The sequence below is a fragment of the Embleya sp. NPDC127516 genome, from assembly GCF_044765325.1.
Classification (GTDB): domain Bacteria; phylum Actinomycetota; class Actinomycetes; order Streptomycetales; family Streptomycetaceae; genus Embleya.
The window spans coordinates 26,037-41,748 of the sequence record NZ_JBIWJT010000040.1; the positions used below are offsets into that span (position 1 = coordinate 26,037).

Here is a 15,712-nt window from a genome sequence, read left to right on the forward strand (position 1 = left end):
CCGCGCGCTGCGGCGAGCCGTCCGAGGCCATAGAGTTGGAAAATCAAACTCACTTTTCGTCAACGTAGCGCGAGTGGGTTGGAGATGGCAACCTTGTCGGTGTGATCGTCATGAGTGGTTCCTCGAACGGTTCGTCCGCCGACGACTCGACGGCGCCCGCCGCCGGCTCCGCAGCCCCGTCCCGGTCCGGACGCGGCCCGGTCGGGCGGCCGTGTTCGGTCGCGGCCACGCTGTCGGTGGTGGGCGAGAAGTGGGCGCTGCTCGCCGTCCGCGAGCTGAGCTTCGGCAATCACCGCTTCGACGCGATCGCGCGCAACACCGGCGCGCCGCGCGACATCCTCACCACCAGGCTGCGCGCGCTGGAGGCGGCCGGGATTCTGGAACGCCGCCGCTACCAGGAGCGCCCGCCGCGCTTCGAGTACCACCTGACCGACCAGGGCCGCGACCTCGCGCCCGTATTGCAGACCCTGGCCTCCTGGGGCGACCGTTGGCTGACCGAAGAGCCGCCGGTGGTGTTCGAGCACGGCGACCACGAGTTGGACGTCGCGGTGATGTGCCGGGGCTGCGGCCGGGAGGTCGAGGCGGGCAGCGTGCGGATCCACGTCCACGCGAAGGGGTGGGACCGGGCGGGACCGGTGGGGTGAGGGGCCGGCGGGTGTCCTCGCGGGCCCGGGTGGGTGTGGGCGGCGGCGCCGGATCGGTTTGGGACGAGCCGACCCGTCGCGTCGTGGGTCGGGTGCCGGCCGGTTGTCGGGTCGTCCGCTTGACCCTGACGCCGTGTGCGGCCGTTCACCGGGAGGCGTCATGTTCACCAATCGGAGACTTCGCCGGGCACGGCCGCGTATCGGTCCGAATGTCGCGCCGCTACGACGCGATCGGACTACTGCGGCCTGCCCACGTCGACCCGGCCGGTGGCTACCGCCTCTGCGAGGTGGGCCAACTCGCCCGACTGAACCGGGTGATCGCGCTCAAGGATCTTGGCTTCACCCTCCACCAGGCACGCAGCATCCTGGCGGAGCGGGTGAGCGTCGGCGAACTGCGCGGGATGTTGCGCCTGCGGCAGGCCGAATCCTCGCCGCAGTGGCGGCGGACGCGATGCGGCCGGCACACGTCGAGGCGAGGCTCAGGACGATCGACGCCGAGGGAGAATGCCCACCCACGACATCGTGATCAAGCGCATCCCGGCGGTCCGCGGCCAGACCGGGCAGGGTCAGGAGCCGGGTCGCCGAGTCGACCGCGACCACCGTCGCCGGCGTCGACGGCCGGAGGGGATCGGACCGATCATCGGCCCGCTGTACGACCGACTGTGCCGCCGCCTCGCGGCTGCGGGCGTGGTCCCGACCGGACCGGGCATCGCCTATTACGAGGCCGCGCCGGACGAGGAGGACACGGTCGTCATCCACGCCGGCACGACCATCGCGGCGGAGCACCGAGCCGGCGTCGGCGTGGACTTCGACTTCGGATCGTGGACCTGCCCGAGATCGAGTGTGTCGCGAGGTATGTCCATCGCGGATCCATGGACAACGTGATGACCGGCGTCCAGGCGATGGCGAGATGGATCGATGCCAACGGATATCGCTCGCTGGGATACGCCCGAGAGCTCTACCTCGAATGCCCGGCGACCCGGAGCGGTGGGTGACGGAACTCCAGGAGCCGAGCCCCCCGGCCGGACCGGGATGCCGGCCGGGTGATCGTACGGGCGGCCGATCGCCGCCGTCACCCGCGCGGGTTACCTCACAGCGGGCGGAACAGGCGCGCCAGGTCCGGCCCGGCGGATGTGGCGACCATCGCCGCCAACACCCTTCGCACGGCGGCCACATCCTCCGCGCCGACCTGCTGCGTCAACCTGCCCTCGTACGCGGCGTGGAACTCACGTACCGCCGTCAACATCGCCACCCCGCCCGGTGCCAGATGCAAGCGCTTCGCGCGCTTGTCCGTCGGGTCCGGGCGGCGTTCGACATAGCCGACGGCCACCATCTCGTCGACCACCTTCGCCGCGCCCTGCGCGGTGATCCCGAGCCGTTCGCCGAGCTGCGTGGCGGTCGTCGCCTCCCGGTCCAAGGTGCGTAGCACGAAGCCGTACGACGACCCCATCACCGGGAACCCGCGTTCCGCCAAGTGGGCGTGCAGCTCTCGGACGAAGGCTTGGTAGGCGTTCCCCAACAACAGTCCGAAGTCCACGCTTGACGTCCTTCCCGGAAATATGCTCAACTCTGGTTGTATACCTTGGTTGAATACTCTACCGGAAGGAACCACGATGCCTCTCATCAAAGCCGCCGACGCTCCGCTCTTCGAAGCTCCGCTGACGACCGCCATCGGCCTCGCCGCCCCGAGCCGCGGCTCGAAGGAGAACAGCGTCTGGCGCTTCACCATGCACCCGGGCAACCTCGGCCGCGAACACGCAGTCACCCGCGAGGAGATCTTCATCGCGATCAGTGGCAAGGCGGTCGTCACGATCGACGGTGAAACGCGCGACTTCCACGCCGGTGACGCCCTCATCGTCCCCGCACATGTGCCCTTCGGCATCGCCGTCCCGGGCGACGAGCCCTTCGAGGCGATCGCGATCCTGCCCGTCGGCGGGCAGGCCCGGATGGGCGGCGACCTGATCGATCCGCCGTGGGCCCAGTAGATCCTTCACTCCTGATTCTCTCCACTTCCGCTTCCGCCTCCGCTCCCCGCGCCGGCGACCTGCCTCCAGGAGACGCCCCCCATGCCGTTCATCGCCGCCGCCGAAGCGCCCGTCTTCGAGAACCCGCACGCGACCTTTGTCGGCCTCGCCGCCCCGAGCCGTGGTTCCACCGAGAACGCGGCATGGCGGCTCACCCTCAAGCCGGGCACCTCATCCCCGCCGCACGCGCTCACCAGGGAGGAGATCTTCGTCGCGTTGTCGGGTCGGCTCACCGTCACCATGGACGGCGAGACCTTCGACGTCGAACCTGGCGATGCGTTGGTCGTCCCGGCCGACACCTCGTTCGCCCTGGCCAACCACGGCACCGACCCGTTCGAGGCGGTTGTCGTCCTTCCGGTCGGCGGCAAGGGACTCATCCCAGGCCAAGAGCCCTTCGTCGCCCCATGGGCTCGGTAGGGCCTTACCCGGTGGGCCCGGTAGCCGCCCTACAGTCCCAGGCCCGCGCGCAGCGTCGCCGCGTCCAGCATTCGGCCGTACACGTTGTAGACAGCGCTGCCTGGCCGGAACGCGCGGCCTTCGGCGAGCGGTCCGGCGTCGTTGACGTCCAAACCGATGGCGTCGACGGGCGCCTCCGCCGCCTCCGCCGCCGCGTCGTCGCCGGCCGGTGGCAACGCGCTGCGATCGGCGGCGCCGGCGGGACGCCCGGCCCTCACCAAGTGCTCGACATGGATCGGGTTGACAGCTTCACGACGCGCGCCGACAAACGTGCCGCATCGAGCGCCCGTCGATGCCGGCTCAGCGGGGTGGGCGCGCCTCCCATCCCAAATCGGCGCCCCGGGTGCGTGCCGCTCCGCTCTCGCGTCGCCGTACGGCACTCGACCGCCACAACGAGGCCCACTGGCCCGCGGTCAAGTCCTTGGGCAAAGCGTGCGGCGAGAGGTACTCGTTTCGGAACCACGCGCGCAGCCCGGGCGCCGCGAACCTCCCCGTCCGGTCGAGGACTTCGCGCAGGCCGCGTCCCGGTCCGGTGAACACCTCGCGCACCAACTCCTGGTACGGGCCGGGTCGTTCATCGATCAGGGGGATATCCCGGCGCGTCATCGTGAGCAGCCCGCCGTCCACCGACGGCATCGGCCGGAACGCCCGAGCCGGCACGCGCGCGTGCAGCCCGAACTCGAACCACGGCCACCAGGCCGCCGTCAGCATCGTCGCCCCGCCCACGCCCGCCCGCCGCCGGGCCACCTCCCACTGCACCAGCAACACCGCGCTCCGCCAGTGCTCCGTTTCCAACAGTCGTCGCAACACAGAGGTGGTCAGATGAAACGGCAGATTCCCCACCACGGTGTGCGGCTCGCGCGGAAACCGGAACCGCAGTACGTCGGCGGCCACGACCTCGACGTGTCCGGGCACCCTTCGAGCCAGCCGTCGGGCGCGCTTCGGATCGAGCTCGACCGCCGTGATCGGCCGCCCGGTCCGAGCGAGCGGCAACGTGATGGCGCCGTCGCCGGGCCCGATCTCGACGATCGGCCCGGACGTATGGGCGACCAGGTCCTCGAAGAGCGCGATCACCGCACGATCGACAAGGAAGTTCTGACCAAGCTCATGACGTCCACCATGAGTGGGGTAAGGCACGAGGGGCTCCGCAAAGGCAGTTCGGAGCCGGGCAGCACGAATCGGCCGCACCGGCGAATGGACCCGAAGTGCGGCGGAACTCGGAGAGAAGAGACCCTCGGCCCGCCGCTAGAAGCGGCGAGTCCTCGTGAAGGCTGAAGCGAACATGCCCCGACCATAGCCCGACACCCGCGCTGTCCTCGAACCCATTTTCCGGCCCGGGGTCAGGATGCGGGCGGGCCTCGGTCGGGACGGGAGTGGAGCTCGGTACGGATCGGTTCGACTGGTAGGTGGTCGGCTGCGCCAACCGGCACGACGGCGCGGCGTGCGCGCTTGAGCGGGGGCCGGGTGAGGGAGGGCCTCTGCTCGCCCGGGGTGCCCACGGAGCAGGTCTGGGACTGTCACGGTTCGTTACGCGCATACGTAGGAGCCGGGGCGAGCCGGCCGGAGCCGGCGACAACGGTTCGATCGGCAAGTGCCGTACCGACGACCTCAGGGCCACCGCGCAGGACGCCACCATCAGCGGCGACGACGAACTCACCGTCATGGTGACGTTCAAGAACATCGGTCACAACTGCACGATGTCCGGATTCGCGGGCGTCGACCTCCAGACCGCCAAGGGGCCCCTGTCCGCCGAGCGCCTCGGCGCGCCGGCCGACCCGTTCGTCCTCAAGAGCGACAAGTCCGTGTCCTTCGGCGTCACCTACCCCGGCGGCGCCACCGGCGACTACGGCGTCAAGGTCACGGGCCTGCAGGTCACCCCGCCCGGAGAGACCAGGACCATCACCCTGAACTGGCCCGGCACCCCCACCGTGCCGGTCGTCGACGGCGCCGGCTCCCCGATCAACGTCGGCCCCATGGGCGGCGCCGGCCAGGGCGGCTGACCCACACCCGCGCAACACCGACGCACACCCCGGGCCCCGCCCCACCGCTTCAAGCGGTGGGGCCCCTGCCCACAGACCCACAGACACTGCCACCCACATGCCGGCCCGCAGCCGGCGCCGAGGGATTCATCGATCGGCGTCCAGCGACCCGGTCCCGATGTGCACCGACGCACCGACGCTATGCGTCGTCGTGAGCACCCCGCCGTCCGCCGAGGTCATCGACCGATACGCCCGCGGGAACCGACGGGCGCGGTCGACGGAGCCGAGACCGACACTCGGCACATGAACCAAGAACACGAGGCCGCGTCGACGGACCCCGCCGAGATGTTCTCCCGCGCCGGTGACCGCGATGTGCTCAAGCGGACGTAGACAGAGCAACCCGTCCCTGCCGCTGCCGTCGATTACCAGGAAACCTGCGAGACGTCATCCAGGCCCCTCTCGGCGACAGGACGCAACCGACCCACCGAGCCCGCTCGGGCGGATGCGCCGGAAGCCTTGGCCTTCTGGACGAGCCGGGGATATCGCTCGTTGGGGCCGAGCGTTCCGCGTGAGAGTGGGCCGCGGTTCGAGATGTTCGTGCGCTCGGTGGGCTGACGACTTGGCGAGTAATGCCGTGTCGCTCGGTGCCCGGGATGTGCTGGTTCGCCGGTGTGAGTGATGTGGTGGATGGGGTAGTTGGGCCGCCCGGGCCGGGAAGGTCGCCAGGTGACGCGACGCGGGCCGGTCGACCGATTGAACCCCCGAGTGCCGCTTCGAGAGCACGCCGCCCACCACTCCGCCACGATCCACGTCACCCCCTTCCGGCGCCGCTGCGAACTCGGTGACTCCCCGGCGCGTCAGCGCCCACGACTTGATCGTCGACCAGTGATCGACGAGCGCGTGAGGAGAGCGGCCGGAGGCCGCCGGCGGCGCAGCCGCCGCCGCGCGAAGCGCGGCGTTTCCGGGAGCGGCCGGAGGCCGCCGGCGGCGCAGCCGCCCCGCCCGCAGGGCGGCTTTTTCAGTGACACTCTGTGTGCGAACGCCCTCGGCGGCTATCACAACCGATCATGTTCGGCCAAATTTGATGAGCTTGTGAACGGGTGGTATAGGCGATTTTCGTGATCAACATCGTCCGTGAGTGCCGAACCGTTTAGGCTCCCCTATTTCTCACCCTGTGTGATTTTTGCCTGCACGCAACCGTTTCTGATCGATCATCAGGTGGGGAAGATCACACCATGATCGTTCCCTACCCGTGTCGCAGATCACATCGTGAGGGGCCTAGGATGGGCGCCGTTCCGGCAGCTTGTGAACCCGGTCACATGCGTGACTCCGGGGGACTGAGAAGGGAGATGGGAGCGCGGTGAACCTGTACGCGCCGATCCTCGTGCTCGGGGGCATTGCCCTGGCCTTCGGAGTGGTCTCCCTCGTGATGGGGGCGCTCACCGGGCCCAAGCGCTACAACCGGGCCAAGCTCGAAGCCTACGAATGCGGCATCGAGCCCACCCCGCAGCCGATCGGCGGCGGGCGATTCCCGGTCAAGTACTACCTGACGGCGATGCTCTTCATCGTCTTCGACATCGAGATCGTCTTCCTCTACCCGTGGGCCGTGTACTTCGACTCGCTCGGGATGTTCGGTCTCGTCGAGATGGTCCTGTTCGTCGCCGCGGTCTTCGTCGCGTACGCCTACCTGTGGCGTCGCGGCGGCCTGGATTGGGACTGACGTGGAAGCAACGGATGATGTGGGACCGATGAGCCGAGACGCCCAGGCTTCCCCACAGGCTTCCCCCAACGACTGACGGAGAGAGGGCATCCGCGTGGGTATCGAGGAGAAGCTGCCCAGCGGCTTCCTGCTGAGCACCGTGGAAGGGCTGGCCGGCTACTTCCGCAAGGGATCCTTCTGGCCGGCCACGTTCGGACTCGCGTGCTGCGCGATCGAGATGATGGCGACCGGCGCGGGGCGCTACGACCTGGCCCGGTTCGGCATGGAGGTGTTCCGCGCCTCGCCGCGCCAGGCCGACCTGATGATCGTCGCCGGCCGGGTCAGCCAGAAGATGGCGCCGGTCCTGCGGCAGATCTACGACCAGATGCCCAACCCCAAGTGGGTGCTGTCGATGGGCGTCTGCGCGTCCTCGGGCGGCATGTTCAACAACTACGCGATCGTCCAGGGCGTCGACCACGTGGTGCCGGTGGACATCTACCTCCCCGGCTGCCCGCCCCGACCCGAGATGCTGATGGACGCGATCATCAAACTCCGCGAGGAGATCCAGGCGGCGCCGCTCGGCGTCAACCGCGAGAAGGCCGCCCGCGCCGCCGAACAGGCCGCCCTGAAGGCGCTGCCCACCATCGAGATGTTGCCCGCGAGCGCCCGCCGCGGCGCGCACGAGCTCGATCCCGGCATCCCGGTCGGCCACGCACCCGACGGGAGCGCCCGATGACCACTCCCGGCAGCACCCCCGAGGAGAAGGCCCAGCTGCCCATCCCCCGCGACGCCGACGTGGAACCCATCGAGGTCCGGCACGGCATGTTCGGCGCGAGCGGATCGGGCGACACCTCCGGCTACGGCAAGCTGGTCCGTACCGTCGCCTTCCCCGGCTCCGCCGCCCGCCCCTACGGCGGCCCGCGCGGAACCGCGGACGGCGAGGGCGAGTTCGACCTGGTCGCCGACGAGCTCTCCGGCGCCCTCGCGGAAGCCGGCATCGAGTTCGACGACGCGATCGAGAAGGTCGTGGTCGACCGCGGCGAACTCACCTTCCACGTGCGCCGCGAGTCGCTGCCCCGGATCGCGCTGACCCTGCGCAACGACCCGGCACTGCGCTTCGAGCTGTGTACCGGCGTCTCCGGTACGCACTACCCCCAGGAGACCGGCCGCGAGCTGCACGCGGTCTACCACCTGCGCTCGATCACCCACAATCGCGCGGTCCGGCTCGAGGTGAGCGTCCCCGACGCCGACCCGCACCTGCCGTCCCTGGTGAGCGTGTATCCCGCGCTGGACTGGCACGAGCGCGAGACCTACGACTTCTTCGGCCTCGTCTTCGACGGCCACCCCGCGCTCACGCGCATCCTCATGCCGGACGACTGGCCCGGCCACCCGCAGCGGAAGGACTACCCGCTCGGCGGCGTGCCCGTCGAGTACAAGGGCGCCCAGATCCCGCCGCCCGACCAGCGGAGGTCGTACAACTGATGAGCGATCAGACAACGACACCCCCATCCGCCGCGCACGCGCGGGAGACCACCGAGGGCCGGGTCTACACGGTCACCGGCTCCGACTGGGACGAAGTGATCCAGGCCGCGGCGGACGCGGAAGAGCGCATCGTCGTCAACATGGGCCCGCAACACCCCTCCACCCACGGTGTGTTGCGGCTGATCCTGGAGATCGACGGGGAGACCGTCACCGAGGCCCGCTGCGGAATCGGTTATCTGCACACCGGCATCGAGAAGAACCTGGAGTTCCGCAACTGGACCCAGGGCGTCACCTTCGTGACGCGCATGGACTACCTGATGCCGCTGCACAACGAGACCGCGTACTGCCTCGCGGTGGAGAAGCTGCTCGGCATCACCGACGACATCCCCGAGCGCGCGCAGGTGATCCGGGTCCTGCTGATGGAGCTCAACCGGATCTCCTCGCACATGGTCTGCCTGGCCACCGGCGGCATGGAGATCGGCGCGCTCACCGTGATGACCTTCGGGTTCCGCGACCGCGAACTGATCCTCGACGTGTTCGAGATGATCACCGGGCTTCGGATGAACCACGCCTACATCCGCCCCGGCGGCCTCGCCCAGGACCTTCCGCCCGGCGCCGTGGACAAGGTCCGCGAGCTGGTGAACATCCTGCCCGGCCGGATCCGCGAGTACGAACTGCTGCTCAACGACAACGCGATCTTCAAGGGCCGCACCCAGGGCATCGGCTACCTCGACCTGGCCGGCTGCATGGCCCTGGGCCTGACCGGCCCGGTGCTGCGCTCCACCGGACTGCCGCACGACCTGCGCAAGACGCAGCCGTACTGCGGCTACGAGAACTACGAGTTCGACGTGGCCACCGCGGACTCCTGCGACTCCTGGGGGCGGTACCTGATCCGCATCGAGGAGATGAAGCAGTCGCTGCGGATCGTCGAACAGTGCCTGGACCGGCTGGCCCCGGGCCCGGTCATGGTCGGCGACAAGAAGATCGCCTGGCCCGCGCAACTCGCGCTCGGCTCGGACGGCCTGGGCAACTCGCCCGCCCACATCGCGAACATCATGGGCACCTCGATGGAGTCCCTCATCCACCACTTCAAGCTGGTCACCGAGGGCTTCCGGGTACCACCGGGCCAGGTCTACAGCGCGATCGAGTCGCCACGCGGCGAACTGGGCGTACACGCGGTCAGCGACGGTGGCACCCGCCCCTACCGCGTGCACTTCCGCGACCCCTCGTTCAACAACCTGCAGGCCATGGCCGCGATGTGCGAAGGCGGTCAGGTGGCCGACGTGATCGTCGCAGTGGCGGGCATCGACCCCGTCATGGGAGGTGTCGACCGATGAGTACGGACCTGGGCATGCCGATGCCGCCGGCCAAGCCGGCTCCGCCGTTCCCGCCCGCGGTGCGCGCGCGCCTGGAGGTGGACGCGAAGGAGGTGATCGGGCGCTACCCGCAGGCCCGCTCGGCGCTGCTGCCGCTGCTGCACCTGGTGCAGGCCGAAGAGGGCTACGTCACCGGCACCGGCATCGAGTTCTGCGCCGACATGCTGGGCCTGACCACGGCGGAGGTCTCCGCGGTCTCCACCTTCTACACGATGTACCGGCGCCGCCAGGGCGGCGACTTCCACGTCGGCGTCTGTACCAACACGCTGTGCGCGGTGATGGGCGGCGACGAGATCTTCGCGAGCCTGAAGGACCACCTCGGGATCGGCAACAAGGAGACCACCGCCGACGGTGTGGTCACCCTGGAGCACATCGAGTGCAACGCCGCCTGCGACTACGCGCCCGTGGTGATGGTCAACTGGGAGTTCTTCGACGACGCGACCCCGCAGTCGGCCAAGGAACTCGTGGACGACCTGCGCGCGGGCAAGGACGCGGTGCCCACCCGCGGCGCGCGACTGTGCACCTTCCGGGACACCTCGCGGATCCTGGCCGGCTTCCCGGACGAGCGACCCGGCGCGGTCGACGAAGGCGGCGCCGGCGGCGCGGCCAGTCTGGTCGGGCTGCGCATCGCCAACGGCACGCACACCGAACGGCCGGCCCGGACCGCCACCCCGCCCGCCCCCCGGCGTGCCGGCGAGGAGAGCGCGGACGAGGCTCCGCGGACCCCGAGTTCGCACGACGCCCCGGCGCCCACCGCCGAGTCCGACCCGGCCCACCCCGCGCCCGCCACCGACCAGGACGGGGACCAAGCGCCGTGACCGAGCCCTCCCTCCTCACCCCCGTGCTCTCCGCGAACTGGGACGAGCACCAGCCGTGGACGCTGGACACCTACCGGCGCGGCGGCGGCTACGACGGACTGCGCAAGGCGCTGGCGATGCACCCCGACGAGGTGATCCAGACCGTCAAGGACTCCGGTCTGCGCGGTCGCGGCGGCGCGGGCTTCCCCACCGGCATGAAGTGGGGCTTCATCCCGCAGAACGACGGCAAGCCGCACTACCTCGTGGTCAACGCGGACGAGTCCGAGCCGGGAACCTGCAAGGACATCCCGCTCATGTACGCCAACCCGCACGTGCTGATCGAGGGTGTGATCATCGCGTCCTACGCGATCCGCTCCGAGCACGCGTTCATCTACGTGCGCGGCGAGGTGGTCCCGGTGCTGCGCCGACTGCACAACGCGGTCCGCGAGGCGTACGCCGCCGGCTACCTCGGCAAGAACGTGCTGGGCTCGGGCTTCGACCTCGAACTCACCGTGCACGCGGGCGCCGGCGCGTACATCTGCGGCGAGGAGACCGCGCTGCTCGACTCGCTCGAGGGCCGCCGGGGCCAGCCCCGACTGCGCCCGCCCTTCCCGGCGGTGGCCGGCCTGTACGCGTCCCCGACCTGCGTGAACAACGTCGAGTCGATCGCTTCGGTGCCGCCGATCCTGAACAAGGGCGTCGAGTGGTTCCGCTCGATGGGCTCGGAGAAGTCGCCCGGCTTCACGCTGTACTCGCTGTCCGGACACGTCGAACGACCCGGCCAGTACGAGGCCCCGCTCGGGGTCACCCTGCGCCAACTCCTGGACTTGGCGGGCGGCGTGCGCGAGGGGCACCGGATCAAGTTCTGGACGCCCGGCGGCTCGTCCACGCCGATGTTCACCGACGAGCACCTGGACGTGCCGCTCGACTACGAGGGCGTCGGCGCGGCCGGTTCCATGCTCGGCACCAAGGCGCTGCAGATCTTCGACGAGACCGTGTGCGTGGTGCGCGCCGTGCTGCGCTGGACCGAGTTCTACGAGCACGAGTCCTGCGGCAAGTGCACACCGTGCCGCGAAGGCACCTACTGGCTCACCCAGTTGCTCACCCGACTCGAGCGCGGCGAGGGCACCGAGGAGGACCTGGAGACGTTGCTCGACGTCGCCGACAACATCCTCGGCAAGTCCTTCTGCGCGCTCGGCGACGGTGCGGCGAGCCCGATCCAGTCCTCGCTCAAGTACTTCCGCGACGAGTACCTGGCGCACTTCGAGCACGGCGGCTGTCCGTTCGACACCGCGGCATCCACCGCGTGGGCGAAGACAGCCCCCGCTTCAACCGGGGCAGGAGCGCACAGCTGACATGACAGTCACGACCAACACCCCCGCGAGCGGGCCGCCGGCCCCCAAGCCGGAGGACCTCGTCACCATCTCGGTGGACGGGATCGACGTCTCCGTGCCCAAGGGCACCCTGGTGATCCGGGCCGCCGAGCTGATCGGCATCCAGATCCCCAGGTTCTGCGACCACCCGCTGCTCGACCCGGTCGGCGCCTGCCGGCAGTGCCTGGTCGAGGTCGAGGGCCAGCGCAAGCCGCTCGCGTCCTGCACCACCACCGTCACCGACGGCATGGTCGTGCGCACCCAGCTCACCTCGCCGGTCGCGAAGAAGTCGCAGGACGGGGTGATGGAGCTGCTGCTGATCAACCACCCCCTGGACTGCCCCGTCTGCGACAAGGGCGGCGAGTGCCCGCTGCAGAACCAGGCGATGGGCGCGGGTCGTTCGACCTCGCGCTTCACCGAGGTCAAGCGGACCTTCCCCAAGCCGCTGCGGATCTCCTCCGAGGTGCTCCTGGACCGCGAGCGCTGCGTGTTGTGCGCGCGCTGCACCCGCTTCTCCGAGCAGGTCGCGGGCGACCCGTTCATCGCGCTGATCGAACGCGGCGCGCTCCAGCAGGTCGGGATCTACGAGAAGCAGCCGTTCGAGTCCTACTTCTCCGGCAACACCATCCAGATCTGCCCGGTCGGCGCCCTCACCTCGGCCGCCTACCGGTTCCGGGCCCGGCCGTTCGACCTGGTGTCCTCCCCGACCACGTGCGAGCACTGCGCGTCCGGGTGCTCGCTGCGCGCGGACCACCGGCGGGGCAAGGTGCTGCGCCGGCTGGCCGGCGACGACCCCGAGGTCAACGAGGAATGGAACTGCGACAAGGGCCGCTTCGCGTTCCGCTACGCCACTCGACAGGACCGGCTCACCTCCCCACTCATCCGGGACGAGGACAGCGGCGAACTGGTTCCCGCGTCCTGGTCCGAGGCACTGGGCGTGGCCGCTCGCGGGCTGGCCGCCGCCCGCGGCTCGGCCGGCGTCCTGGTCGGCGGCCGGGTCACCCTCGAGGACGCCTACGCGTACGGCAAGTTCGCCCGGGTCGCGCTGGACAGCAACGACATCGACTTCCGGGCCCGCGAACACTCCGCCGAGGAGGCCGAGTTCCTCGCCGCCGAGGTGGCCGGTACCGGGCTGGGTGTGACCTACGCCGAGTTGGAGAAGGCCCCCGGTGTGCTGCTCGTCGGGTTCGAACCCGAGGACGAGTCGCCGATCGTGTTCCTGCGGCTGCGCAAGGCCGCCCGCAAGGGCCTGAAGGTGTATGGCATCGCGCCGTTCGCCACGGCCGGCCTGATCCGGATGAAGGGCAGCCTGCTGCGGGCCGCGCCCGGCACCGAGACCGAGTGGCTGTCCGCCCTCGGCGACCCGGCGATCGAGGGCGAACTGGCCCGGGGCGCGGCGGACCTGCTGCGCACCCCGGGCGCCGTCGTGCTCGTCGGCGAACGACTGGCGGGCGTGCCGGGCGCACTGGCCGAGGTCACCGCGCTGGCCGCGCGTACCGGAGCCCGACTCGCCTGGATCCCGCGCCGGGCCGGCGAGCGCGGCGCGCTCGACGCGGGCGCGCTGTACAACGTGCTCCCGGGCGGGCGACCGCTCGGCGATCCGGCGGCCCGCGCCGAGGTGGCCTCGCTCTGGCGGGTCGCCGACCTGCCCGGCGGCTACGGCCTGGACACCACCTCGATGCTCACCGCGGCCCGCGAACAGCGCCTGGCCGCGCTCGTGGTCGGTGGCGTCGACGTGGACGACCTGCCCGACCCGGCCGGCGCCCTGGCCGCACTGGACGCGGCCCGCTTCGTGGTCAGCCTGGAACTGCGGCACAGCGCGGTCACCGAACGCGCCGACGTGGTCTTCCCGGTCGCCGCGCCCGCCGAGAAGCCGGGCACCTTCGTCGACTGGGAGGGCCGCGAGCGCCCGTTCGCCACCGTGCTGAAGAAGGACCAGCTCACCGGCGACCTGGCCGCGGTGATGTCCGACCTGCGCGTGCTCGACGCGATCGCCGAGGCGATGGCCGAGCAGCGCGAGGGCACCGCGATCGAACTGCCCTCGCTCACCGCCGCCCGGCGCGAACTGCGCCGGCTCGGCCGGTGGACCGGCGACCGGGGGCCGGCCCCCGAGGGCCGGGCCCGCGAACTTCCGCGTCCCGGCGCGGGCGAGGCCGTACTGGCCACCTGGCGTCTGCTCCTGGACGAGGGCCGGGGCCAGGACGGCGAACCCCATCTGGCGGGCACCCGGCGTGCGCCGGTCGTCCGGCTGTGTGCGTCCACGGCCGCCGAGATCGGCGCCGAGGACGGGGGCGGCGTCACCGTGACCTCGTTGCACGGGGAGGTCACGTTGCCGCTGCGCGTCACCGACATGACCGAGCGCGTGGTGTTCCTGCCCGCGAACTCGCCGGGCTCCTCGGTGCGTCGCGCACTGGGCGTCGGCGCGGGCGAGGTGGTCAAGATCCGGCCGGCAGTGGTCGATCTCGCTCAGGCCGAAGGCCCACCCAACGGCACCGGCCACAACGGTCGGACCGCACACGTTCACGAGGAGGAGCGGTGACGGACAGCGGCATGCAGCTCGCCGCCGTCGGGTTCGGCACCGACGTCTGGTGGCTGGTCCTGCTCAAGGCGGTGCTCATCTTCGCGTTCTGCGTCGTGATGACGCTGTTCGCGATCTGGTGGGAACGCAAGGTCGTGGCCTGGATGCAGATGCGCATCGGGCCCAAGTACACCGGCCCGCAGGGCCTGCTCCAGTCCCTCGCGGACGGCGTGAAGCTCGCGCTCAAGGAGGACATCACCGTCAAGGGCGCCGACAAGGCCGTCTACATCATCGCCCCGATCGTGGCGATGGTCCCGGCGTTCATGGCGTTCGCGGTGATCCCCTTCGGCCCCGAGGTCTCCATCTTCGGGGAGCGCACACACCTGCAACTGACCGACCTGCCGGTCGCGGTCCTCTACATCCTCGCGGTCGCGTCCGTGGGCATCTACGGCATCGTGCTCGCGGGCTGGTCCTCGGGCTCGACCTACCCGCTGCTCGGCGGGCTGCGCAGCTCGGCGCAGATGATCTCGTACGAGATCGCGATGGGCCTGTCGTTCGCGGCGGTCTTCCTCTACGCCGGCTCGATGTCCACGTCGGAGATCGTCGCCGCCCAGCAGGACACCTGGTACGCCGTCCTGCTGCCGGTCTCGTTCATCATCTACGTCGTCGCGATGATCGGTGAGACCAACCGCGCGCCGTTCGACCTCCCCGAGGCCGAGGGCGAGCTGGTCGGCGGCTTCCACACCGAGTACTCGTCGCTGAAGTTCGCGCTGTTCTTCCTCGCCGAGTACGTGAACATGGTCGTGGTCAGCTCGCTGGCGACCACCCTGTTCCTCGGCGGCTACCTCGCGCCGTGGCCGATCACCGCGGTCTGGGACGGCGCCAACTCCGGCTGGTGGCCCTTCCTCTGGTACTTCCTCAAGGTCCAGGCCTTCATCTTCGTGTTCATCTGGCTGCGCGGCACGCTGCCGCGGTTCCGCTACGACCAGTTCATGAAGATCGGCTGGAAGGTGCTGATCCCGCTCTCGCTGGTGTGGCTGATGCTGGTGGCCACCGTGCGCGCGCTCAAGAACGAGGGCTACGAGCAGTCCCGGATCGTGCTGTGGGTCGCCGGCGGCGTGGTCGCCCTGCTCCTGCTGTCGATCCTGTGGGACGCGGTCACGCCCAACAAGGACGAGGAGGCCGACGCGAAGGCGGCCGGCCCCGAACCGTTCGACCCGATGGCGGGCGGGTTCCCCGTACCGCCGATGCCGGGACAGCAACTCCCGCCGGTGCCGCGCCGCAACGTGCGCAAACCCGAGCCGGTCGGAGTGCCGGCCGCGGCGGAGCCCCCGGCCGACCGCACTGAAGGAGAGGCATAGACC

The 15,712-nt window shown here is 70.3% G+C and carries 15 protein-coding genes and 1 pseudogene; 13 read left to right on the forward strand and 3 right to left on the reverse strand.

The window, feature by feature from the left end; translation table 11 throughout:
• The first annotated feature begins 110 nt into the window (after positions 1-110).
• Positions 111-644, forward strand: coding sequence for a winged helix-turn-helix transcriptional regulator (locus ACIRL2_RS44700; RefSeq protein WP_402240425.1), 534 nt, complete (start codon positions 111-113; stop codon positions 642-644).
• Positions 645-853: 209 nt separating this feature from the next.
• A pseudogene (locus ACIRL2_RS44705) lies at positions 854-1,656 on the forward strand (MerR family transcriptional regulator); the annotation flags it as partial.
• Positions 1,657-1,734: 78 nt separating this feature from the next.
• Here ACIRL2_RS44705 and ACIRL2_RS44710 read toward each other — a convergent pair.
• Positions 1,735-2,181 carry a MarR family winged helix-turn-helix transcriptional regulator gene (locus tag ACIRL2_RS44710; protein WP_395864091.1) on the reverse strand — a complete coding sequence of 149 codons (447 nt, stop codon included), beginning with the start codon at positions 2,179-2,181 and terminating at the stop codon, positions 1,735-1,737.
• A 76-nt stretch (positions 2,182-2,257) separates the two neighbouring features.
• Here ACIRL2_RS44710 and ACIRL2_RS44715 point away from each other — a divergent pair, with 76 nt between their 5' ends.
• The gene (locus tag ACIRL2_RS44715) at positions 2,258-2,629 is read left to right on the forward strand and encodes a cupin domain-containing protein (RefSeq protein WP_402240428.1); all 372 of its coding nucleotides are present in this window, start codon (positions 2,258-2,260) and stop codon (positions 2,627-2,629) included.
• An 81-nt stretch (positions 2,630-2,710) separates the two neighbouring features.
• On the forward strand, positions 2,711-3,085 hold the full coding sequence (locus ACIRL2_RS44720; RefSeq protein WP_395864087.1) for a cupin domain-containing protein: 375 nt from the start codon (positions 2,711-2,713) through the stop codon (positions 3,083-3,085).
• 29 nt (positions 3,086-3,114) lie between these two features.
• Here ACIRL2_RS44720 and ACIRL2_RS44725 read toward each other — a convergent pair whose 3' ends face one another.
• The gene (locus tag ACIRL2_RS44725) at positions 3,115-3,342 is read right to left on the reverse strand and encodes a hypothetical protein (RefSeq protein WP_402240430.1); all 228 of its coding nucleotides are present in this window, start codon (positions 3,340-3,342) and stop codon (positions 3,115-3,117) included.
• 82 nt (positions 3,343-3,424) lie between these two features.
• Complete coding sequence (gene erm / locus ACIRL2_RS44730; RefSeq protein WP_395864083.1) at positions 3,425-4,261, reverse strand: 23S ribosomal RNA methyltransferase Erm; 837 nt, start codon at positions 4,259-4,261, stop codon at positions 3,425-3,427.
• 269 nt (positions 4,262-4,530) lie between these two features.
• On the opposite strand from erm, the gene ACIRL2_RS44735 reads away from it, so the two are divergent.
• The 9 genes from ACIRL2_RS44735 (at position 4,531) to nuoH (ending at position 15,709) form a co-directional block, all read left to right on the forward strand.
• Positions 4,531-5,124 (forward strand): DUF4232 domain-containing protein, encoded by a 594-nt coding sequence (locus tag ACIRL2_RS44735; protein ID WP_402240432.1) that lies wholly within the window; start codon positions 4,531-4,533, stop codon positions 5,122-5,124.
• Between the two features lie 1,339 nt (positions 5,125-6,463).
• Complete coding sequence (locus tag ACIRL2_RS44740) at positions 6,464-6,823, forward strand: NADH-quinone oxidoreductase subunit A (RefSeq protein WP_395871826.1); 360 nt, start codon at positions 6,464-6,466, stop codon at positions 6,821-6,823.
• Positions 6,824-6,917: 94 nt separating this feature from the next.
• Entirely contained in the window at positions 6,918-7,538 is a 621-nt protein-coding gene (locus ACIRL2_RS44745) for a NuoB/complex I 20 kDa subunit family protein (protein WP_395871824.1), read from the forward strand.
• On the forward strand, positions 7,535-8,284 hold the full coding sequence (locus ACIRL2_RS44750; protein ID WP_395871822.1) for an NADH-quinone oxidoreductase subunit C: 750 nt from the start codon (positions 7,535-7,537) through the stop codon (positions 8,282-8,284). The genes ACIRL2_RS44745 and ACIRL2_RS44750 overlap by 4 nt, the downstream gene beginning before the upstream one ends.
• Positions 8,284-9,621: an NADH-quinone oxidoreductase subunit D gene (locus ACIRL2_RS44755; RefSeq protein ID WP_395871821.1), complete on the forward strand. Its 1,338-nt coding sequence runs from the start codon at positions 8,284-8,286 to the stop codon at positions 9,619-9,621. The genes ACIRL2_RS44750 and ACIRL2_RS44755 overlap by 1 nt, the downstream gene beginning before the upstream one ends.
• Positions 9,618-10,478 carry an NADH-quinone oxidoreductase subunit NuoE gene (nuoE, locus tag ACIRL2_RS44760; RefSeq protein WP_395871818.1) on the forward strand — a complete coding sequence of 287 codons (861 nt, stop codon included), beginning with the start codon at positions 9,618-9,620 and terminating at the stop codon, positions 10,476-10,478. Before ACIRL2_RS44755 ends, nuoE begins: the two co-directional genes overlap by 4 nt.
• On the forward strand, positions 10,475-11,812 hold the full coding sequence (nuoF, locus tag ACIRL2_RS44765) for an NADH-quinone oxidoreductase subunit NuoF (RefSeq protein WP_395871816.1): 1,338 nt from the start codon (positions 10,475-10,477) through the stop codon (positions 11,810-11,812). Before nuoE ends, nuoF begins: the two co-directional genes overlap by 4 nt.
• Position 11,813: 1 nt before the next feature.
• Entirely contained in the window at positions 11,814-14,369 is a 2,556-nt protein-coding gene (locus ACIRL2_RS44770) for an NADH-quinone oxidoreductase subunit G (protein ID WP_402240436.1), read from the forward strand.
• An 11-nt stretch (positions 14,370-14,380) separates the two neighbouring features.
• A complete protein-coding gene (gene nuoH, locus ACIRL2_RS44775) occupies positions 14,381-15,709 on the forward strand; it encodes an NADH-quinone oxidoreductase subunit NuoH (RefSeq protein WP_395871836.1) in 1,329 nt (442 codons plus the stop codon).
• Positions 15,710-15,712: the final 3 nt, after the last annotated feature.